Source organism: Ruegeria sp. CE8, from assembly GCF_056537465.1.
This window is the reverse complement of sequence record NZ_JBQFRP010000001.1, coordinates 290,845-312,318: the sequence shown is the minus strand read 5'-3', so window position 1 is coordinate 312,318 and position 21,474 is coordinate 290,845. Positions and strand designations below refer to the sequence as shown.

At 58.1% G+C, this 21,474-nt stretch carries 19 protein-coding genes; 10 read left to right on the top strand and 9 right to left on the bottom strand.

The features are described 5' to 3' along the window. The first annotated feature begins 72 nt into the window (after positions 1-72). From ACR0AA_RS01580 to ACR0AA_RS01565, 4 genes are all read left to right on the top strand, one after another. Entirely contained in the window at positions 73-495 is a 423-nt protein-coding gene (locus ACR0AA_RS01580) for a DUF2852 domain-containing protein (protein WP_480660709.1), read from the top strand. A gap of 65 nt (positions 496-560) precedes the next feature. Next, complete coding sequence (locus ACR0AA_RS01575) at positions 561-992, top strand: RDD family protein (RefSeq protein WP_480660711.1); 432 nt, start codon at positions 561-563, stop codon at positions 990-992. A 77-nt stretch (positions 993-1,069) separates the two neighbouring features. Next, positions 1,070-1,894, top strand: coding sequence for an arginyltransferase (locus ACR0AA_RS01570; protein WP_480660713.1), 825 nt, complete (start codon positions 1,070-1,072; stop codon positions 1,892-1,894). Positions 1,895-1,900: 6 nt separating this feature from the next. After that, complete coding sequence (locus ACR0AA_RS01565; protein ID WP_480660715.1) at positions 1,901-2,290, top strand: VOC family protein; 390 nt, start codon at positions 1,901-1,903, stop codon at positions 2,288-2,290. Positions 2,291-2,422: 132 nt separating this feature from the next. Here ACR0AA_RS01565 and ACR0AA_RS01560 read toward each other — a convergent pair whose 3' ends face one another. From ACR0AA_RS01560 to ACR0AA_RS01550, 3 genes are all read right to left on the bottom strand, one after another. Then, positions 2,423-4,777 carry a TRAP transporter large permease gene (locus ACR0AA_RS01560; protein ID WP_480660717.1) on the bottom strand — a complete coding sequence of 785 codons (2,355 nt, stop codon included), beginning with the start codon at positions 4,775-4,777 and terminating at the stop codon, positions 2,423-2,425. A 17-nt stretch (positions 4,778-4,794) separates the two neighbouring features. Next, entirely contained in the window at positions 4,795-5,721 is a 927-nt protein-coding gene (locus ACR0AA_RS01555; protein WP_480660719.1) for a TRAP transporter small permease subunit, read from the bottom strand. A 121-nt stretch (positions 5,722-5,842) separates the two neighbouring features. Continuing rightward, complete coding sequence (locus ACR0AA_RS01550) at positions 5,843-6,925, bottom strand: TRAP transporter substrate-binding protein (protein WP_480660721.1); 1,083 nt, start codon at positions 6,923-6,925, stop codon at positions 5,843-5,845. 248 nt (positions 6,926-7,173) lie between these two features. Here ACR0AA_RS01550 and ACR0AA_RS01545 point away from each other — a divergent pair, with 248 nt between their 5' ends. Both ACR0AA_RS01545 and ACR0AA_RS01540 read left to right on the top strand, forming a co-directional pair. Further along, on the top strand, positions 7,174-8,607 hold the full coding sequence (locus tag ACR0AA_RS01545; protein WP_480661203.1) for a cache domain-containing protein: 1,434 nt from the start codon (positions 7,174-7,176) through the stop codon (positions 8,605-8,607). Continuing rightward, positions 8,604-9,251: a response regulator transcription factor gene (locus ACR0AA_RS01540; RefSeq protein ID WP_480660723.1), complete on the top strand. Its 648-nt coding sequence runs from the start codon at positions 8,604-8,606 to the stop codon at positions 9,249-9,251. Before ACR0AA_RS01545 ends, ACR0AA_RS01540 begins: the two co-directional genes overlap by 4 nt. An 89-nt stretch (positions 9,252-9,340) precedes the next feature. Here ACR0AA_RS01540 and ACR0AA_RS01535 read toward each other — a convergent pair whose 3' ends face one another. After that, on the bottom strand, positions 9,341-9,724 hold the full coding sequence (locus ACR0AA_RS01535; RefSeq protein ID WP_480660725.1) for a bleomycin resistance protein: 384 nt from the start codon (positions 9,722-9,724) through the stop codon (positions 9,341-9,343). A 48-nt stretch (positions 9,725-9,772) separates the two neighbouring features. Beyond that, positions 9,773-10,618 (bottom strand): HalD/BesD family halogenase, encoded by an 846-nt coding sequence (locus tag ACR0AA_RS01530; protein WP_480660727.1) that lies wholly within the window; start codon positions 10,616-10,618, stop codon positions 9,773-9,775. A gap of 422 nt (positions 10,619-11,040) precedes the next feature. Here ACR0AA_RS01530 and ACR0AA_RS01525 point away from each other — a divergent pair, with 422 nt between their 5' ends. The 3 genes from ACR0AA_RS01525 to ACR0AA_RS01515 all read left to right on the top strand — a co-directional run bounded on the left by ACR0AA_RS01525 (position 11,041) and on the right by ACR0AA_RS01515 (position 14,436). Further along, on the top strand, positions 11,041-12,792 hold the full coding sequence (locus ACR0AA_RS01525) for an acetolactate synthase 3 large subunit (protein ID WP_480660729.1): 1,752 nt from the start codon (positions 11,041-11,043) through the stop codon (positions 12,790-12,792). Positions 12,793-12,859: 67 nt separating this feature from the next. Next, positions 12,860-13,420 carry an acetolactate synthase small subunit gene (gene ilvN, locus ACR0AA_RS01520; RefSeq protein ID WP_480660731.1) on the top strand — a complete coding sequence of 187 codons (561 nt, stop codon included), beginning with the start codon at positions 12,860-12,862 and terminating at the stop codon, positions 13,418-13,420. A gap of 212 nt (positions 13,421-13,632) precedes the next feature. Then, on the top strand, positions 13,633-14,436 hold the full coding sequence (locus ACR0AA_RS01515; RefSeq protein ID WP_480755308.1) for a helix-turn-helix domain-containing protein: 804 nt from the start codon (positions 13,633-13,635) through the stop codon (positions 14,434-14,436). Positions 14,437-14,463: 27 nt separating this feature from the next. Here the strand turns inward: ACR0AA_RS01515 and ACR0AA_RS01510 are convergent, their stop codons facing one another. From ACR0AA_RS01510 to prfB, 3 genes are all read right to left on the bottom strand, one after another. Continuing rightward, positions 14,464-15,246, bottom strand: coding sequence for a DUF2189 domain-containing protein (locus ACR0AA_RS01510; RefSeq protein ID WP_480660735.1), 783 nt, complete (start codon positions 15,244-15,246; stop codon positions 14,464-14,466). Between the two features lie 33 nt (positions 15,247-15,279). Then, positions 15,280-16,674, bottom strand: a complete 1,395-nt coding sequence (locus ACR0AA_RS01505) for an amidase (protein WP_480660737.1) — start codon at positions 16,672-16,674, stop codon at positions 15,280-15,282. Positions 16,675-16,866: 192 nt separating this feature from the next. Beyond that, a complete protein-coding gene (gene prfB, locus ACR0AA_RS01500) occupies positions 16,867-17,988 on the bottom strand; it encodes a peptide chain release factor 2 (RefSeq protein ID WP_480660739.1) in 1,122 nt (373 codons plus the stop codon). A gap of 77 nt (positions 17,989-18,065) precedes the next feature. Here prfB and ACR0AA_RS01495 point away from each other — a divergent pair, with 77 nt between their 5' ends. After that, positions 18,066-18,899, top strand: coding sequence for an aminoglycoside phosphotransferase family protein (locus ACR0AA_RS01495; RefSeq protein WP_480660740.1), 834 nt, complete (start codon positions 18,066-18,068; stop codon positions 18,897-18,899). Here ACR0AA_RS01495 and ACR0AA_RS01490 read toward each other — a convergent pair. Further along, the gene (locus ACR0AA_RS01490; protein ID WP_480755307.1) at positions 18,893-21,379 is read right to left on the bottom strand and encodes a penicillin-binding protein 1A; all 2,487 of its coding nucleotides are present in this window, start codon (positions 21,377-21,379) and stop codon (positions 18,893-18,895) included. The two genes, ACR0AA_RS01495 and ACR0AA_RS01490, sit on opposite strands and share 7 nt — an antisense overlap. Between the last annotated feature and the right edge of the window lie 95 nt (positions 21,380-21,474).

Sequence of the window (21,474 nt, the reverse complement as noted above, 5' to 3'; positions counted from 1 at the left end):
CCCCTTGCAACCACCCTTTCAGCACCCATCTAGACAATGTGAACGCAATTTACTTCAACCCGGAGAAACGAAATGACCGCATTGTCCGACCACGCCGTCCCTGAGAACCCGGGGTGGCTCTACCGCGCCGAAGCCTGGATGGATGACAAGGGCAAAGGGGCCTGGATCGCCGCCATGGTCCTTGGTTTCATCTTTTTCTGGCCCGTTGGCCTGGCTCTTCTGGCCTATATGATCTGGAGCAAACGCATGTTCAGCAAATCCTGCAGCCGTCGCAAATCATGGCACAGCCACATGAGCGCGATGAAGCCATCCGGCAACAGCGCGTTTGACGCCTACAAGTCCGACACTCTGGCCCGACTGGAGCGCGAACAGCAGGATTTCGAAGCCTTCCTACGTCGCCTGCGCGAAGCCAAGGACAAAGCTGAGTTCGACCAGTTCATGGACGAACGCGCCCGCGAAAACCGCGATGAGGCTGAAAACGGCGACCGCGCCTAAGCCGACCTTGCCCTGTCCCGCATTTCGGGACAGGGTGTCCAAAATTCTCACCCGGAAAACACAATATGACCCACCTGCCCGACCCAGACAGACAGCCTGAGTTCTATCAGTCTGTCGCGATCAAACGTTTTATCGCCTGGTTATTCGACATCGTCTTCATCTCGCTGCTGTGTACAGTGGCGATCCTGCTGACCTTCGGAATGGGTCTGTTTATCCTGGCCCTGATCTATGCCGTCGTCAGCTTTATCTATCGTGTCGTGACCATCGCAAACGGGTCGGCGACATTGGGCATGCGCTTCATGGGGATCGAGTTGCGGGATTCCTTCGGTTCCCGAATGGATACGGGCAAAGCTGTGGCCCACACGGCGGGTTATTTCGTCAGCATGGCCTTTCCGATCATTCAGATCATTTCGGTCGTCATGATGCTGACCAGCGCCCGCTGCCAGGGACTTACCGATGCGTTCCTTGGAACGGTCATGATCAACCAGCGCGCGTAAAAAATTCAACGGCGTGAATCACTTGGCGGTTCCGGGATCGGTTGCTATCATCTGGTCGCAGGAGACACGGGACGTTCATGCGACACACGCTGCCAATAGCGCCACAATTCTATGTGACGGCACCCCAGCCTTGCCCTTACCTTGAGGGCAGGATGGAGCGTAAGCTGTTCACCGCCCTTCAGGGCGAAGGTGCGGATCAGCTGAACAACTCGCTGTCTCAGCAAGGATTTCGGCGATCGCAGAACGTTCTCTATCGTCCGTCCTGTTCGGATTGCGCCGCTTGCCTGTCTGCCCGGATAGACGTCTCGGCATTTCGCCCCAGCAAAAGCCAGAAGCGCGCCGCCAAACGCAATGCGTATCTGCAGCGCAAGGCCAACTCACCCTGGGCGACGGACGAGCAATATGAGCTGTTCCGCCGTTATCTGGACACGCGCCACGCAGATGGCGGCATGGCCGATATGGACGTGTTCGAATTCGCCGCAATGATCGAGGAAACCCCGATCCGTAGCCGCGTTGTGGAATACGCCGACCCTGAATCCGGCGATCTGATCGGCGTCAGCCTGACCGATGTTCTGGATGATGGTCTGAGCATGGTCTACTCGTTTTACGATCCCAAGAGACCGCAAAACTCTCTGGGCACCTATATGATCCTGGATCACATCGATATCGCGCGTGAGGCGGGCTTGCCCTATGTCTATCTTGGCTATTGGGTGCCCGGCAGCCCAAAGATGGGATACAAGGCGCGCTTTTCAGGACTTGAGGCGTATTATCAGGGCGACTGGATCAGCGTTGGCAATCCGACCGAACTGATTGATCCCAGCCACCACCCCCTGTCCACGGCACCAATCGCCGAGCAGGTTGCCAGCATCCAACTGCCCGACCGCCACCCCACCAAAGGCTAACCCCCCATGCAACAGAATCTTTTCGCCGTCACCCTCGTGGTGCCGGACTACGATGATGCCATCGCGTTTTACACCCAAACTCTCAGCTTCGCACTGCTGCAAGATGTCGATCTTGGCGATGGGAAGCGCTGGGTTCGGGTCGCCCCACCCGGTTCAGGCAATGGGTCTTTACTGCTAGCCCAAGCAGACGGCCCAAGTCAGATTGCCGCCGTGGGCAATCAGGCGGGCGGGCGCGTCAGCTTTTTCCTGCAAACGGACGATTTCAACCGTGACCACACAGCCATGACGGCCGCAGGCGTGCAATTCGAGGAAGCGCCGCGCCACGAACCCTATGGCACAGTCGCGGTATGGCGCGACCCGTACGGAAACCGCTGGGACCTGATCCAGTTCGCCTGATCCGCTCTTCATCTGGCTCAAAATACCTCGGGGTAGAATTGGCCGCAGGCCAAGAAGGGGCTGGCCCCTTCCCCAGTTCCAAAGCAAAGGGGGCCCGCAGGCCCCCTTTTCAATTTAGATCAAACGATTCCATCAGTTCGGGATCAAATCCGGAATGATGGTCACAATCGTCGGGAAGAACCACAGGATCGCAATCCCGACCACCTGAATGATCACGAACGGAACAATACCGCGATAGATGTGGCCCGTTGTGACCTCTTTGGGCGCAACGCCGCGAAGGTAGAACAACGCAAACCCGAACGGAGGCGTCAGGAACGACGTCTGCAGGTTCACCGCCACCATGATCGTCACCCATTTGGGATCGAACGACCCGCCATAGATCACGGGGCCAACGATTGGGATCACGATGTAGATGATCTCGAGGAAATCCAGCACGAACCCAAGAATGAACAGCACCAGCATCACGATCAGGAAGACCGTGAACTCGTTGTCAAAGCTCTTGAGGAATTGCTGGATATAGTGCTCACCTCCGAACGAGATCACCACCAGGTTTAGCAGCTGCGATCCGATCAGGATGGTGAAGACCATCGAGGTCACCTTGGCTGTCTCACGCACGACCGGTGTCAAAACCCCGCTGGCAAACAGAACCCAGCAGGCGAAAATCAGACCGAATAATGCGTAGAGGTACGACGCGTAGGCCAGCACGAACGCGATCCAGGTTTCGACCGTAACACCGCCCTGATTGACGCGCAGATCAAAGTTCACGCCCATCAACAGACAGATGATGACCGCAAAGGTCGACCAAATGATCACCTTGCCCGACCGGCCCTGATCCTGCAGCTTGCGATAGGCCGCCAGCATGATCGCACCACCGGCCCCCAGCGCAGCCGCCGGAGTTGGGTTGGTCACACCACCAAGGATCGAGCCCAGAACCGCGATGATCAAAACCAGGGGCGGGAAAACCACCCGGATCAGATCATTGGTTGCACAGCGCGCAGCAGCTTCTTTGCAGCCATAAATGGCCAGCGCAAAAGGCACTGCCAACAGCAGGAAGGTCGCCCCCGCCGACGTCGTCGGCGCGATCAGAAGGACATCCACCAACAGCATCAGCAGCAAGCCAATGGCCCCCACGATCAGCGGCTGAACCGGACGCGACGGGGCAATACCCCGGCCCAGAACCAGCGTCAGACCCAGCAGCACCACGATCACCGCAACACCGGTCCCGATTGGGGCGGCAGCAGCGATCTTGGCTTCACGTGCAGCGGTCAGTTCTTCTTCGCTGAGGCGCTGAGCCTGGGTCGTTCCACCTGCGGCATCGATGGCTTCCTGCTCGGCTACGGCCTGATCCCAGGCTGATTGACCGTGCAGTTCGATCATCGAAGCCTGACACTCAGCCGAAACATTGGTCCGCAGCGACGCGCCCTGACCGATATCCGAGAAAGCCGAAACCGAGGTATTCTGGCTGCCGATCACACCTGCGCTGCTCAGCACAATTGCACCAACGATCAGTGCCACCGGCGCACCCAGCAACCACGTCAGGCCTTCGGCCCGGGTGATAGGCTCACCGCTGCCGCCTGAAATCTCAACCGCTGGTGCTTTTTCCGGATTCAGCAGAGCGTACCCAAAGGCATAGAGCGCGTAGAGCAAAGCCAGCATGATCCCCGGCAGCAAAGCCGCCTGGAACAGCGTCCCAACCGAGACCACCGCGGGTTCCCCCAGATAGGTCAGCGCATCGGTGCAACCTGCCTCAACAGCGCGGGTTTCCTGCGCGGTCGAATACAGGTCGCCGGCCAGCGTCCCCAGCAGAACAATAACGATCGAAGGCGGAATGATCTGCCCAAGCGTGCCCGAGGCCGCAATCACACCCGTCGCCAGTTCCGGCGAGTAGTTGTTTCGCAGCATGGTCGGCAACGCCAGCAGGCCCATGGTCACAACGGTCGCACCAACGATACCCGTCGAGGCCGCAAGGAAAGCACCAACGACCACGATCGACACGGCCAGACCACCCGGCAGCGGGCCGAAAACGCGCGCCATTGTGGTCAGCAGGTCGTTCGCGATCTTCGAACGTTCCAGCGTGATGCCCATCAGGACGAACATCAGCACGGCCAACAGGGTCTCGATGGATTGCCCGGCCAGGACCCGCTCGTTCATACGGTTCACGATGAACGATACGTTGCGGTCCAAAGCGGTTTCCCACCCCTGCACAAAGACCGGCTCTGCGATCCTAGGTAAGTCGGGGTATCGGAACACGGATATTACGTCGGGTTTGACGCCCGAGTTCACAACATCCCGATAGGCTTGCGAGCCTGTGTCGATCGCCTGATGGATAAGCAGCCCGGCACTGTCCAGTGCCGCGATGATCCCGAATGAGATGATACCGGCCCCGCCGATGGCAAACGCCACCGGGAAGCCCGAGAGAATGCCCCCGAAAAGGCAGAAGAATACGATAATGAGGCCTATCTCGACGCCATCAAGTCCGAATAACATAGTCTGGGTCTCCGTCCCTAATGTGCGCCTTCGTAGGCTTCTTCACCCTCGCCAAGGCTGTCCTTGTCGAGGTATTTTCCAACGCTGTCCGGTCCTTCCACGTATTCCAGATACGAGCGGTACAGGAACGCGATTGCGTGCAGGAACACCATTCCGGCAAATGCAATCAGCAGGATTTTGAACAGGAAGTAGGCGTTGAATCCGTTGGGGCTGAACCCGATGGTTTCGACGTTCCAGCGCAGGGCGCGGGACTTCATCACCAGACGATCTAGCGTGTCGCTGGCCGACGGCTTCGGGACGATCAGGTGACGCCACATGAAGTACCAGCCATACATCCAGGTCAGCACCGCCATCGGCATCATGAACAACAACGCCCCCAGCATGTCGACCACGCGCTTGGCGCGGTGGCTGATGCCCGCGTAAATCAGGTCAACGCGCACGTGGCCGCCTTGCACGAATGTGTAGGTACAGCAAAGGCAGACGACCATCGCGTTGTATAGCTTCAGTTCCTCAGCATACCAGCTGATGTCCATCTGGAACGGGATACCCATACCAAAAGCCATGTCTGGCCGTGCGAACACGCGCTGCATAAAGACGATGACGATCTGCTGGATAACCATCAGAAGGCCCGCCCAGGCAAAGAACCGGCCCGTCGTGTTCGCGAATCCTTCCAGACCGCGCACCATGCCCCACATGAAGTTCCGGAAATACAGGCCGATGGCCGTCAGAACCAGAAACAGTGTGAAAACTACAAAGAAGAACTCGACCGATCCGCCATAGTAGACAAAGCGCATGATGGCTTCTTTGTCCGACCAATTCAGCCAGAGTTGCGGATGCGTGATGGCGTATCCGAAATTATAGAAGGCTTCGGCAATGTTCTGAATGAACCAAATCAGTCCATTCCACAGGGCGCCGAAGAACGAGATACCGTTTTCGTCCTGCATGTTGTCCCCAGGTCGTATCGGTTGCACTGCTGTTTATGGCGGCATTGTCCAGGCCGCGCATGTGCAACGGGAAAGGTTTCCCCGCAGGTGCGGGGAAACCATTTTAGCACGATTTTGGCGATTAGCCGCGTACGCGGTTACGCTGCGTGGTGTAGACACCCGACGACAGGTCCAGCCAGCCAGCCGAAGATGTCGACGATGCCACTGCGCTGTCGTGGATTTTCTTGAACAGATCGTCGCCCATGTTTTCGTCCAGCACTTCCTGGCTGGCCTTGCCGAATGCATCCCAAACGCTGTCCGGGAATTCCATGACCTTGACGCCACCCGACTGCAGACGCTGCAGGGCCGCACCGTTGTTGGCCAGGAATTGCGCCAGGTTCCACTGGTGCGCCTCGGCGGCTGCGATCTCGATGATCTTCTGCTGAGCGGGTGTCAGGCTTTCGAAGACGTCGCGGTTGGTTGCCAGCGACAGACCTGCGTTCGGCTCGTGGAAACCGGCGGTGTAGTAAACCTTGGTGATTTCCTGGAAACCGGCCTTCTCGTCGGCCCACGGACCAATCCACTCGGTACCGTCGATCGCGCCGGACGACAGCGCCTGATACACTTCCGAACCCGGGATGTTCTGAACAGATGCGCCCAGTTTACCAAGAGCTTTACCGCCCAGACCCGGCATACGGAACTTCAGGCCGTTGAAGTCATCGGGGCTGTTGATCTCTTTCGAGTACCAGCCACCGGCCTGCGCACCGGTGTTACCGGCCAGGAACGACTTCAGACCAAAGATCTGGCCCAGCTCGTCATGCAGCTCCATGCCGCCGTCCTGGTAGTACCAGTTCACCATTTCCTGAGCGGTCATACCGAAGGGAACAGCGGTGAAGAACGCGTAACCCGGATGCTGACCAACGAAGTAGTAGTCTGCCGCGTGGTACATGTCGGCCTGACCCGACGATACTGCGTCAAAAACCTCAAACGCGCCAACCAGTTCGCCGGCGGCTTTGATGTCAACAGTCAGGTTGCCGTCCGACATTGCCGTGATGCTGTCGGCGCAACGCTGTGCGCTGTCGAAAACACCGGCCAGACCACGACCCCACGAGGTTACCATGGTTAGTGTGCGCTTGCCCTGCGCGTATGCCGGAGCCGCCAGCGTGGTGGCAGCAGCTGCCGAGCCGCCCAGAGCAGATGTTTTCAGAAATGAACGACGATCCATATGAGTGTTCCTCCCCTACATATTCAGTACCCGGGCCAATTCCGGGCATAGTCGCTTTCAGTGCGCGTCAGCCTAATGACCAAGATGTGAATGTGAATACCTACTACTACGTAGGCCGCAGTTTTTTTCGCTATTTTAGAAGGTTAATGCCGCAGCAAGGGCTACCAAGCACAGGGATTTCACGCCTCTTGTGCATCAAAAACCCAAAAATTTTGCATTTTGCGTCGCGCTTGCGTATCGATTCGGCCATGTGGGGATTCCGAAACCTGATTTCACTGACCTATGGCCAAAAGCTGTCGCTTGTGGCGGCAATACCCTTGGTTGTGGCCGTGGCCGCGATCGCATTGTTCGTGGCATACGAGTCCCGCGCGACAGCCGAGCGCGAGATTCAGGCGTTGGAACGGCGTCTGATCGAAGCGAAGAAGGAAGAACTTCGAAACTATGTCACGCAGGCGCGCAACGGGTTTGCGTATATCTACGGGCGCGCATCGACGGATGACAAAGTCGCTCAGAACCTTGTGACCCAGATCCTGTCGGCGATGATCTACGGCAAGGACGGCTTCTTTTTCGTCTACGACTATGACGGCAACAACCTTGTCAGCCCGCGCCAGACCGAATTCATCAACCGCAATTGGGAGGGTCTGACGGATAGCGACGGTACCCCCATCGTGGACGAATTCATCAGTCTTGCCCGACAGGGCGCCGGGTGGCACAGCTTCATGTGGCAAAAGCCCTCGACCGGGGAAGAGGCACAGATGATCGCCTATGTCGTCGGCCTGCAGGACTGGCGTTGGGCCGTTGGAACCGGTGTCTTCATCGACGATATCGTGGCCACGGTCGCCATTGCCCGCGCCGAAGTCGAGGCGCGCGTGCAACGCACCTTCATGTATCTCGGTGCAATTGTTCTGGCTGCTGTTCTGGTTGTCTTTGCCTCGGGCATGTTGCTGAATGTCCGTGAACGCAGGCTGGCGGATGCCAAGCTCAAGGAACTGACCCAGCGCGTGTTTGACGCCCAGGAAGAAGAGCGCGGCCGCGTAGCGCGCGAATTGCACGACGGGATCAGCCAGATTCTGGTCGGTGTGCGATATGCCCTCGACAACGCCCGACGCCGACTGTCGCGTGGCGATGACGAAGGCGCGCGTGACCCGCTGGACAAAGGCATAGACAACCTTGGCTCCGCGATCACCGAGGTCCGCCGCATCAGCCGCGATCTGCGCCCCGGCGTGCTGGACGATCTGGGCCTTGGCCCTGCCCTGAAGGCGCTGACCGATGATTTCTGCGAACGCACCGGGATCGAGACCGAGTTTTCGACCGTTGTCTTCCGCAACCGACTGGATCAGGACAGCAAGATCGCCCTCTACCGTATCGCGCAAGAGGCATTGACCAATATCGAACGCCATTCCGGCGCAACCCGTGTTACAATAGACCTGCGCGGCCACAAGAAAGGCGCAACGATGCGGATCACCGACAATGGCCGGGGGTTACGCACGACGCCTGATCCTGCCAACCCCGGTATCGGCCTGCGCAACATGCAGGAACGCATCGAACAACTTGACGGCTCCCTGCGCATTCTGTCATCACGCCCGCCACGCAGCGGCACAGTGATCGAGGCCAGCCTGCCCCTCAGCCACATGCTGCCACCGCAGGAAGACGCAACTCCGAACCGAAAGGCCGGTACATGAGTGATCAGACCATCCGTGTCCTAATCGTCGACGACCACCCGATGGTTGCCGAGGGGATTCAATCGATCCTTGAAAGTTTCGATGAAATTGAAGTGGTCGGAACACTGGGCAGCGGTCAGGAGGCCGTCGATCAGGCGACCGAGCTGGCACCCGATGTCATCCTGATGGACCTGAACATGCCCGGCCTCGGCGGCCTCAGCGCCACCGAGATCATTCTGGAGCGCCTGCCCGATACGCGCATTCTGATCCTGTCCATGCATGACAGCCCGGAATACATTTCCACCGCGCTCAGCCACGGCGCAAAGGGATACGTGCTCAAGGACGTCCCCACCGACGAGATCAAGCAAGCCATCGACGCGGTGATGCGAGGCGAGCAGTATTTGTGCACCGGGGCCAGCGGATCGCTGCAGCCGAAGGGCGGCAGCGCACGCGAGGCGCTGACCGGACGCGAACAGACAATTCTGCTAGAATTGGCGCAGGGCAAATCCAACAAGGAAGTGGCCCTTGCGCTGGATATTTCAGTCAGAACCGTCGAAACGCACCGCAAGAACATCAAGCGCAAGCTCGGCATCTCGTCGACTGCCGGTCTGACGCGCTATGCGCTGGAACATGGCGTGCTGCAAGGTACCAGCCCCGGCTTCTGACCCAGCGCAACCGCAGCGCGCAGCGCTGCCGGGCCCAATCGGAGGCGGCCCAACCAAAGGCACATCAACTCTGGGCGGGAGCCCCTGCCCTATGACCTCGGCCGGATGTCCTCACCAAAAAACACCAGCGTTCCGTCCTCATCGAGGACGTGGAACTCGCGCTGCAGATATGGCTGATCAAATGGCGGACGCACGCGCCCATCAGGAAGATCAGCCAGCCCCCCCTTTAGACTTTCATACAGATCGTCGATTCCGTCGACATCAATATAGAAAGACTGATTGTCGCCCAGCGGCCGGCCATCCTCGCGCACCGGGCATTCCAGCAAACGAATGGCGATCGGGCCGCGCGACAGAAACGCATAGTTGTCCTGCCGGAAGCCGCAGGTAAATCCAAGCCGGTCGCAATAGAAATCAATCTGGTTTTGCAGGGAAGAACAAAGAACAAAGGGAGTGATTTGCAGTACTTTTGACATATGGTCCTCCGGTTTCAGACCTTGCGCCAAGTCGTACCCCATACCCACTCAATCCAACAACTGGTCCTTTCGCAAACCTTCCCGTTCGTGGTGATGCGACAAAACACGGCCGTACAATTGCCTGGTACGCTCAACCCCGCCGCACATTCCCTCCGTCTCAACAAAGGAAAAAATGCCGACATACCGTCTGCGTTCCCCTCTGACCGGAGCCACGCGGTGCAGCGAGTACCGACCCTTGAATATTTGCAGATCCCCCGGCTGCAGTTCCAGCGTCCTGACCAGCGCCCGGTTTCCGTCAAGTACAGAGGCCACCGTTGAAAAGTTCTCTTCCGCGGCGCTACGCAGGTTGGGAACATATTCGAATGCTCCGCCATCCTCGCCGTTCTGAATGGCCAAGGTCACAGTGTAGTTGTTGGTGTCGAAATGCCAGGGAAAGCCCTGGCCTTCCTCGACCACGTTGACAATCACATCCGCCAATGGATCGTCGTAGCGAAAAAACCGATCCTCGGGTTCGTTTAGCGCGTCGCGGATGAAAGGAAGAAAACCTTCGAACTCATAAATCCGCCGCAAAGGACCGGACTTCGGAAAGTTATCCGCCGGGACAAAGGCGTTCGACCGGTCATAAAACCTGCGCACCGGGTGGTTCAGCTCCAGCCGGGGATCATCCTGCGTGAAATAGGCGTTGGTGCGATTGAAGGAGCGGTGCGCATTGTCCGCTGTTGCTTCCGCTTCCTTCAAAAGCTGGGACAAACCGTCTTCGTGGACAAATCCAGGCAGTACCGCACATCCGTCCTGATCCAGTTCGCGGCGCAAGTCTTCGATCAACCGCTCATATGCCGCCGAGTCCGGACAATCGATCGGATATCGCCCTAGATCAACCAGATCGTGCATCATCCTCAGCCTCCCTCGTGTGATCGGTCAAGGTCAGCGTGCCCTAGTCAAATCCGCCCATCATGCTTGTTTCGGACATTCGCATGCCGCTTTTTGACCGCCCAAATCACAGAGATATGGAGGGTCAAGCGGCCTTTTTTCCTGAATATTCCCCACATGCGTCAATCTGCGCAATAAAATGTCGCAAAATTCGCCCCTCGAGTTACAAAATTGGCTCAATTGCCTGTTGACGCCCCTTCCCCCTGCTCATAATGTCCCAGCCAAGCAAAAAGGAGCCTCTGGCGATGAAAACGCTAGTCGTAATCGTAGGAAACACGCGCATGGGCCGGTAACGGTAAACCATAATCGAACCCATGCGCCTCCGAGAACATCGGGGGCTTTTTTTTGTCAAACGCAAGACACATGTCGCGAACGGAGCAAAGCAGATGACACGTGAGATGACCGGCGCAAAGATGGTGGTTCAGGCCCTCAAGGATCAGGGCGTGGACACAGTATTCGGATACCCCGGCGGCGCCGTGCTACCGATCTATGATGAAATCTTTCTGCAGAACGACATTCGCCACATTCTGGTGCGGCACGAACAAGGCGCGGTTCATGCCGCCGAAGGCTATGCCCGGTCAACCGGCAAACCCGGTGTTGCACTGGTGACGTCCGGCCCTGGCGCAACGAACGCGGTGACCGGCCTAACGGACGCATTGCTGGACTCGATCCCGATTGTTGTTTTGACCGGACAGGTTCCGACTTTCATGATCGGTTCCGACGCCTTTCAGGAGGCCGACACCGTTGGCATCACTCGCCCCTGCACCAAGCATAACTGGCTGGTGAAGGACACGGATTCGCTGTCTGACACGATGCACGAGGCATTCCATGTTGCCACATCGGGCCGCCCCGGTCCTGTTCTGGTCGACATTCCCAAAGACGTGCAGTTCGCCACAGGCGAGTACAGCGCCCCCAAACCTTCGACGTCACATTACCAGCCCGTCCTGAAGGGTGATCTGGAAGAGATCACCGAACTGGTTGCGGCGATGGAAACCGCCAAGAAACCTGTTTTCTATACCGGCGGCGGCGTTATCAACTCTGGTCCGGCGGCCAGCCAGTTGCTGCGTGAACTGGTCGACGCGACAGGCTTCCCGATCACTTCAACCCTGATGGGTCTGGGCGCCTATCCGGCATCGGGCAAGAACTGGCTGGGAATGCTGGGCATGCATGGTCTTTATGAGGCCAACCTGGCGATGCATGACTGCGACCTGATGATCAACATTGGCGCGCGGTTTGACGACCGTATCACCGGGCGGATCGACGCGTTCTCGCCAAATTCCAAGAAAGCGCATATCGACATCGACCCGTCCTCGATCAACAAAGTGATCCGCGTGGACATCCCGATTGTCGGCGACGTCGCCCATGTTCTGGAAGACATCCTGAAAGTTTGGAAAGCGCGCGGTCGTAAGACCGATGCCGCCTCGGTTGCCAAGTGGCAGGATCAGATCGCCGATTGGCGCAAAGTCGACTGCCTTGCCTACACCAACAGCGAAAAGACCATCAAACCTCAATACGCGCTGCAACGTCTTGAGGAACTGACCAAAAACCACGACCGCTATGTGACAACCGAGGTCGGTCAGCACCAGATGTGGGCCGCGCAGTATCTCGGGTTCGAAGACCCCAACCGCTGGATGACATCGGGTGGTCTGGGCACCATGGGCTACGGCTTCCCGGCGTCCATCGGTGTTCAGATGGCACACCCGGATGCGCTGGTCATCAACGTAGCTGGTGAGGCATCCTGGCTGATGAACATGCAGGAAATGGGCACCGCCGCTCAGTACCGCCTGCCAGTGAAGCAGTTCATTCTGAACAACGAACGTCTGGGCATGGTTCGCCAGTGGCAGGAACTGCTGCATGGCGAGCGCTATTCGCATTCGTGGTCCGAGGCCCTGCCCGATTTCGTCAAACTCGCCGAGGCATTCGGCGCCAAGGGTATTTTGTGTTCTGACCCTGCCGATCTGGATGACGCGATCATGGAAATGATCAACTATGACGGCCCGGTGATCTTCGACTGTTTGGTTGAAAAGCACGAGAACTGCTTCCCCATGATCCCGTCGGGCAAGGCGCATAACGAAATGCTGCTGGGCGAAGCCGAGACGCAGGGCGTGATCGATTCCAAAGGCTCGGTTCTGGTTTGACCTAATTCGATGAATTCTGTTGGGCGCCACGCGCGCCTGACATTTCAGGATGACGAAAGGGACATAAATGTCTGCCCTACATATCAAAAAAGGCGCGACGCGCCATTCCGCCTATAACCTACGCCCCACCTTTTCGGACGTGCAGGAACAGCACACGATTGCGGTTCTGGTCGAAAACGAACCGGGTGTTCTGGCGCGGGTGATCGGGTTGTTCTCGGGCCGCGGTTACAACATCGATAGCCTGACCGTGGCCGAGGTGGATCACACCGGCCATCTCAGCCGCATCACCATAGTGACCACTGGTACCCCGCAGGTGATCGAACAGATCAAAGCCCAGTTGGGGCGCATCGTGCCGGTACATGATGTTCACGACCTGACTGTCGAAGGCTCCTCGGTTGAGCGGGAACTGGCCATCATCAAGGTCGTTGGCGGCGGTGACAAGCGGGTCGAAGCGCTGCGTCTGGCAGATATCTTCCGCGCGAACGTTGTCGACAGCACGCTGAATTCGTTCATTTTTGAGATCACGGGCGCTCCGGACAAGATTGACGCTTTCGCCGATCTGATGCGCCCACTGGGCCTGGTTGAAATCGCCCGTACCGGCGTCGCCGCCCTGTTGCGCGGAGATTGAACTGTTCAGCCTCGCCCCAATTTATGGGGCGAGGCGATGCTGCTCAGAGGGCTTTAGTGGTTCAGCTGATTGTTGCCGATGAACATAAAAGCCCCAAAAGATCATACAAATTGGCATAAAGCCTATTGCGTTTGTTACCCCCTACGTTAGCTTCAAAACGTAGCGTGGTGTTGGGATGCGTCCGCTAGGGTCATCAGTACGATTAAAAGCGCATGAACGGCAAAAAGGTCGGGTGCGTCGCCCTTGTGAACGACACTCTGGAATCTGGGACAGAAATGACCAAGAGTATCCGTAGCCCTGATGAATTGCGCAGGATGTTTGGCGCCAATCTGCGACAATTGTCGCGGCAATACTCTTCTGTGTCAGAGCTCTGCCGTCAGCTTGGCATCAACAGGACACAGTTCAACAGATATCTTGCGGGCGAGAGCTTTCCCCGCCCCGATGTCCTTGATCGTATGTGCCGGTTTTTTGACGTCGACGCCCGAATTCTCCTGCGTCCTCTGGATGAAATCGAATTGCCGCCAATACATCCGGCGGCCTCGGCCCTGACCGAGTTTCTGGGATCGGGCCCGTCCACTTTGACCGAGAACCTATTGCCGGCTGGGTTCTACTATGTCACGGAAACAGGACTGGATGAGGGGCTTTCGACCCGACACAGAGTGATCCATGCGCGGCGAATGCCGCAGTGCACACTCGTTCGCAGCTATGAACCCAGTAACGGCGAAAAACAGGCTTCACCGTCCAGGCGCGAGGTTCAGGGCATTGCCGCTTGCGCGGGCCAACAGATATACATTCTTATGTCCAGTCGCGCCGCGCAAAACAGCCGCATCTACCTTGTAACCCGAGGCTCGGATGAGAACTCCGAACGCTGGCGCGGGGTTGCGATTTGCCTGTCAAAGACCACGGCACAAGCAACCACCATGCGCAGACTGACCTTGAACTATCTTGGCACAAAGCCCACAGCCGCTTTGCCCGCGGCCCGGGCCGCCAAGCGATTTGAGCAGAGCGCTGCCTAACCCGACAACACCATTTGCCGCCAGGTCCTAGGAGTTCTTCCCGTCTCCCGCCAAGGTGATGAGGCGATACAGATGCCAGCTGGCATGTCCCAGCAGAGGCAGCACGATTAACAGCCCCAAAAACCATGGGATCATTGCGACAAAGGTCAGCACCGCCACGAACGCACCCCACCCCAGCATGACCGTGGGGTTCGATCTGACATAGTTGAAACTGGCGATCATGGCGGTCACGAAATCCAGCTCTCGGTCCAGTAACATCGGGATTGAAAGCACTGTGATCATGTACAGAACAATTGCAAACACGGCCCCGAAAGCGCTTCCAACGGCCAGCATCGTCAGGCCGTTCGGGGTCAGAAACACCTCGAACGAACTGGACACGTTGGTCATTGTGGACAGACCCATGAACAGGGCGAAAATCATGTGGCCCAGAAAGAACCAGAACAGAAAGATCACCACGATAATCGCGCAGATCGACGGCAACTGTCGGCGGCTTTGCTGGATGACCACGCCAAAAATCGCCCCGAAATTCAATGGTTCACCCAGTTCCAACCTGTGCGAGACCTCATACAGACCCACGGCTGCAAATGGCCCGAGCAAGGGGAATCCTATCGCGGCCAACACCAGCCAATAGGACGTCTCTGTTTCGATCGTCACCCATGCCATCACCCAACCGGCCAGCACGTAGAACCCACCGAACAACAAGCCAAAGATCGGTGCACGACGAAAATCCGCCCAAGCGCGGCGCAATGCCAGACGCAGCATTTCTGTATTCACGGGTCCCATTGCCGGAACACCAAAGGGCTTTTCCATGTTCTGTCTCTCCTCCCCTTTCCGGCCTTTTCCTCAAGCCGGTCGTTTTTGCGGCCACTTGGTCGCAGCGTGATAAGCGGCCCCTATCGATAGTACGCGTGTATCCGCCCCACGCGGGCCAAAGACCTGTATTCCCATTGGCAACCCGCCTGCGCCGAACCCGGCCGGAACCGACAGACACGGCAAACCAATCAAACTGACGGGAACAAGAACCTGCATCCATCTGTGATAGGTATCCATTGTTTTCCCAGCGATTTCTGTGGGAAACGGCGTTTCGATATCAAACGGCCAGACCTGAGCGGATGGCAGGACAAGCACATCATAATCCTGAAAAATCTCAGCCGCGCGCCGGAACCAGTCGGATCGGACAACGCTTGCCTGATGCACTTGCATCGCCGTCAAAGCCTGCCCCTGGTCCATTTCCCATTGTGCTGTATCTTTCAACTGCGCCCGGTGTTCCGCCATCGGCGAGAGGCTGGCCGCTACGCTCCACGACCGCAGTGTCGCCCAACTGTCGAACATGCTCTCGGCGTCGAACGGCGGCGCAACAGGCTCCACCTGTGCACCAAGTTGCGTAAAGACGGACAATGCGTCCTCGCACACCTCGCGAATGCCATCCTCATACGGAAATGCTCCGCCCCAGTCGCCCAGCCAACCAATCCGTACGCCAGAAAGTTCTGCGGCCTGAACCGGAGAAACCGCTTGTCTGGGAACGGCCAAAGGATGCCTGGGGTCCGGGCCTGAAATCACGTCCAACAACAGGCCCAAGTCCTCAGGGCACCGGGCCATGGGACCAAGGGTGGACAACTGATGCAGGAAAACGTCGCCTGCTGGTTCCGGCGGCACCCTTCCCCAGCTCGGGCGGAATCCATAGACATTGTTCCAAGCTGCCGGGTTACGTAGACTGCCCATCATGTCAGAGCCATCTGCAAGCGCCAACATCCCTGTTGCGAGTGCGACGGCTGCTCCGCCGGACGATCCACCGCATGTGCGCGAAGTGTCGTAGGGATTGCGTGTGGCACCATAGACAGGATTGAACGTGTGCGACCCCAATCCGAATTCCGGTGTGTTGGTTTTTCCGATCAGGATGGCGCCCGCGGCCCGCAACCGCTCTGCAATCAGATCGTCTTCCTTGGGCACATGGTCCCGGTACAACGGTGATCCCTGCGACGACACGATGCCGGCGACATTCACCAGGTCTTTGACGGCGATCGGCAACCCGTGCAGCGGCCCTGTCCAAGGCCCCGCATCCAAAGCCCGAGCCTCGGCCATCAAAGAATCCTGATCCCTAAGCGCGACGATTGCGTTGAGGGGACCATTTATTGTCGCGATCCGGGCCAACGTTGCGCGCATCAGATCAGCGGCAGAAACGCGTCCTGCCGAGAGATCGGCCAGCAAAGCGGTTGCGGTTTTCTGGCTCAGATCCATCCGTGGCTCATCGCGTCCCGTGTCAGTGTGTCGCGCTCAGCCTAGCCGGGGCTCAAACTCATTTAAACCCACGTTTTACATATATCTTTTCTCGTACGAAACACAGCGCCCTGGATCTGCTTCATCTGGCCCAATATACCTCGGGGGAATCTCCGCATGTGGAGATCGGGGCAGTGCCCCCCGCCCGGCTTACTAGCCCTGCGCCTCCGAGCGGCTCTTGCCGGCGACATTCATCGCAAGCGTCGCGGCCATGAATCCATCCAGATCCCCATCCAGAACACCCTTTGTGTCCGAGGTCTCGTGATTGGTGCGCAGGTCCTTGACCATCTGATAGGGCTGCAAAACGTAAGACCGAATCTGGTTGCCCCACCCCGCGTCGCCTTTGGCCTCATGTGCGGCGTTGATGTCGGCGTTCCGGCGATCCAGTTCCTGTTGGTACAGACGCGATTTCAGCGCTTTCATGGCAATATCGCGGTTCTGGTGCTGCGACTTCTCGGACGAGGTTACGACAATCCCGGTCGGGATGTGCGTGATCCGAACGGCCGAGTCCGTGGTGTTCACGTGCTGACCACCCGCACCCGAGGACCGGTAGGTGTCGATGCGTATGTCGGACGGGTTGACCTCAATCTCGATATTGTCGTCGACCACCGGATAGACCCAGACTGAGCTGAACGAGGTGTGCCGCTTGGCTGCCGAGTCATAAGGCGAAATCCGAACCAATCGATGCACGCCGCTTTCCGATTTCAGCCAGCCATAGGCGTTGTGACCAGAAATCTTGTAAGCGGCGGATTTGATCCCCGCCTCTTCGCCCGCGGTCTCGGACTGCAGCTCGACCGTGTAACCTTTTTTCTCGGCCCAACGCACATACATCCGCGCCAGCATCGAGGCCCAGTCGCAGCTTTCCGTGCCACCTGCGCCCGAGTTGATTTCGAGGAACGTGTCATTGCCATCGGCCTCACCATCCAGCAGCGCCTCAAGCTCTTTCTTGGCGGCTTTGGCCTTCAGCTTTTTGATGGCGCCCTCGGCGTCGGAGACGACCTCTTCGTCCTCTTCCATCTCGCCCAGTTCGATCAGTTCGATATTGTCGCTCAGATCGGTTTTGATCGACTCGTAGGTCTCGATGGCATCCACCAGCATCTGACGTTCGCGCATCAGTTTCTGCGCGTTTTCAGGGTTGTCCCACAGATTGGGGTCCTCGACCCGAGCGTTGAATTCCTCAAGACGGTGGGGGGCGGTTTCATAGTCCATGCGCTGCGCCAGCAGCTCCAGCGACTTTTCGATTTCCGCCACGGTGTTCTGGGTTTCGGCGCGCATAGTCTTGTCCCAACTTGCTCAATCAGGCTTGCGTGATAGCAAGAGCGCGAGACCACCACAAGGCACGTGAGACTGGAATGAGAAATGTACCGCTTGAGTTTCCCAAGAGTTGGGGCCTGACGATCATGGAACCGGTCGCTGATACCGATTTGGCAAAGGTGTGGAAGGTCAAAACGTCCGACGGAACCGAAGCGGCGCTCAAACTCTATAGAAAGCCTGATCGCGGGAACGAAGCCCCCGGTGCACAGCTATTGGCGCGCTGGCAGGATCGTGGCGCCGTTCGGGTATTGGCCGAAACAGGAAATGCGGTGCTGATGGAATGGCTTGAAGGCCCTTCCTTGGGTGATATTGCCCGCCGCGGCGACCCGGACCTAGCCTGTAACCTGTTGGCTGAAACTGCAGCTCGCCTTCACGCCGAGCCGCTGGTGAACCGGGCAGGTTTGAAGGACCTGAAAGAGGTTTTTTCCCCGCTGTTTGGTTGTGTCTTCTCTGTGAACTGCCGTGAAGACCTTAGACGGGACATGACCCGCGCGATGCGCTTGGCGCAGTCTCTTCTGGACACCCAAGACGATCCGGTGCCACTGCATGGTGATCTGCATCATGACAACGTCATCCAGACCTCGAAGGGTCTGCAGGTTATTGACGCCAAGGGGTATCTGGGCGATCCGGCTTTTGAGCTGGCCAATGCCTTGCGCCACCCAAAGGGTATGCCGGAGCTTCTGCGCCAGCCTGAACAGATCAACCGTTGCATTGCACTCTATTCCGAGGCCCTGCGCGTTCAGCCCAAACGCCTGAAACGATGGGTCGCCGCAAAATGTGCGTTGTCGATCTTCTGGCGGTCCGAGGGAACTGTTATGGACGACAGCCAGGCAGACTTGCTCAACCTGTTCCTAAGAGCGGCCGATCAGTAAAGACCGCCGCCCTGCAAATCGCCCTGGCTGGCATTCGGGCCAACCGTGATCGTGTTGCCGGTGGACGTTGTGACCTGTCGGCCCGAGCTTGCCTCTTCGAACAGTGGCAGGTCCGATCCCATCGCGAAACCACCGTCATAGACGCGGTCGATAAAGCCGTCGACACCATCGCGGAAATACTCGGCTACGACGTAGTCACCTGTTGCATCGGCCGGCAGACGCGCGCCGCTAAAACGGTCGATCTTGATGAAATGGCCACCCTCGGGCACTTCAAACGGGCCGCCGCCGTATTTCTCGACGGCTTTCTCCATGAAGCTCTGGAAGACAGGGCCGCACATGGTGCCGCCATAAGCCCCCCGCCCCATCGGGCGCGGACGGTCGTAACCGATATAGCACCCGGCGACGATGTTCGAGGTGAAGCCGATGAACCATGCATCCTTGGATTCGTTGGTCGTACCGGTCTTACCAGCCGTGGGCACCGGCAGATTGATATGGGCCGAGGCTGTACCACGATCCACTACGCCCTTCATCATCGACGTCAACTGATAAGCGGTGATCGCGTCCATAACCTGAGACCGGTTGGTCTCAATGGTGGGCGACTCATCCGGCTCCAACCACGCCGAGTTACAATCCAGACACTGGCGATCGTCATGACGGTAGATCGTCTTGCCGAAACGATCCTGAATACGGTCGACCAAAGTGGGTTCTACGCGCTCGCCGCCATTGGCAAACATCGCATAGGCAGCAACCATCTTGTACAACGTGGTTTCTTCGGACCCCAGCGAGTTGGCCAGAAATGCGCCCATCCGGTCATAAACACCGAACCGCTCGGCATAGCCTGCGACAACCGGCATGGTAACCTCTTGCGCCAGACGGATGGTCATCAGGTTCCGCGATTGTTCGATCCCGGTGCGCAGCGGTGTTGGGCCGTAGAACTTGTTCGACGAGTTCTTGGGGCGCCAGAGACCTTGCGGCGTGTTCACTTCAATCGGAGCGTCCACCACGATCGTTGCGGGGCTGTAGCCACTGTCCAAAGCAGCCGCATAAACGAAGGGCTTGAAGCTCGACCCCGGTTGACGCTGCGCCTGCGTGGCACGGTTGAACACGGTGTCCTGATACGAGAACCCGCCCTGCATCGCCAGAACGCGACCCGAGTTCACATCCATTGCGACGAATCCGCCCTGCACTTCGGGGATCTGTCGGGCGGACCATTGGCCCTCTTCCCCGGCCATGACCAGAATGACGTCGCCGCGTTTGAAGTTCGCCGCAAAATCGCCCTGCATCCACTGGATGTCCGAACGCGGAACGATGCCGTCGGCGGGGCCATCTTCAATGCCCACGGTCAACTGCTGTTCGCCCACGTTCATCACGACGGCAGGATACCACTGCGTCGGCAGCACCACGTCGCGTGGGATTTCCATGATCGCCAGCGCTTCGCGCCACTGCGTCTCATCGGCCAGCTTTTCTTCGGGAATGACTTCGCCCGTGCCGCGCCACTTGCCACGCGAACGGTCGTATTTCTGAAGCGCGGTGCGCAGGGCTTTGGCTGCTTCGACCTGCATTTCCTCATCAACCGAAGCACGGACGGTGAAACCGCCGGTAAAGAACTCACCCTCGCCGAAATCCTCGCTCAGCTGGCGGCGAATCTCGTCGGTGAAATAGTCGCGCGGCGGCAGCGCGGTGCGGAAGCTTTCGAAATCACCGTTCTGGACCGAGCGCAGCGGCATGTCGACTTCGGTGTCGTATGTCGCCTTATCGATATACCCGTTCTGGTTCATCTCACGCAGCACGTAGTTCCGGCGCGCCAGCAGGCGGTCCTTTTGTCGAACCGGGTGATAGTCCGACGGCGCCTTGGGCATCGCGGCCAGGGTCGCGGCCTCGTGCGGCTCCAGTTCCTGCAAAGTCTTGTTGAAATAGGTCTGCGCGGCAGCGGTCACACCATAGGAGTTCTGACCCAGAAAGATCTCGTTCATGTAGAGTTCGAGGATCTGTTCCTTGTCCAGTGTATCTTCAAGCCGGGTGGCGAGGATGATTTCCTTGATCTTTCGCTCGGCACGGCGGTCGCCGGACAGCAGGAAGTTCTTCATCACCTGCTGCGTGATAGTCGACGCACCGCGAACGTTCTCACCCTTGGACTTCACCGCCTCGATACCGGCGGCAATGATACCGCGCGGATCATAACCCTGGTGGGTGTAGAAGTTCTTGTCTTCCGCCGAGATGAAGGCTTGCTTCACCAGATCGGGGATTTCCTCGGACGGCGTGAACAGGCGGCGTTCCTGTGCGAATTCGTCGATCAGCTGGCCTTCGCCCGAATAGATTCGGCTGATCGTCGGCGGCTTGTACTGCGCCAGCGATTCATGGCTGGGAAGGTCGCGCCCATACATCCAGAAGACCGCGCCTACGACCAGCGCGGCCATGAAAATACCCAAGGTCACGAGGCTGAAGATCGCCCCGAAAATCGAAAGAATGAAACGGATCACGTTACTGCCTTTTACTCGCGGTGACGCCTATATAGTGATGGCCCGGCGCAGGGTCAAAACACGATGGCCAATAATAGCCGGTTTGCGCCGCAGGG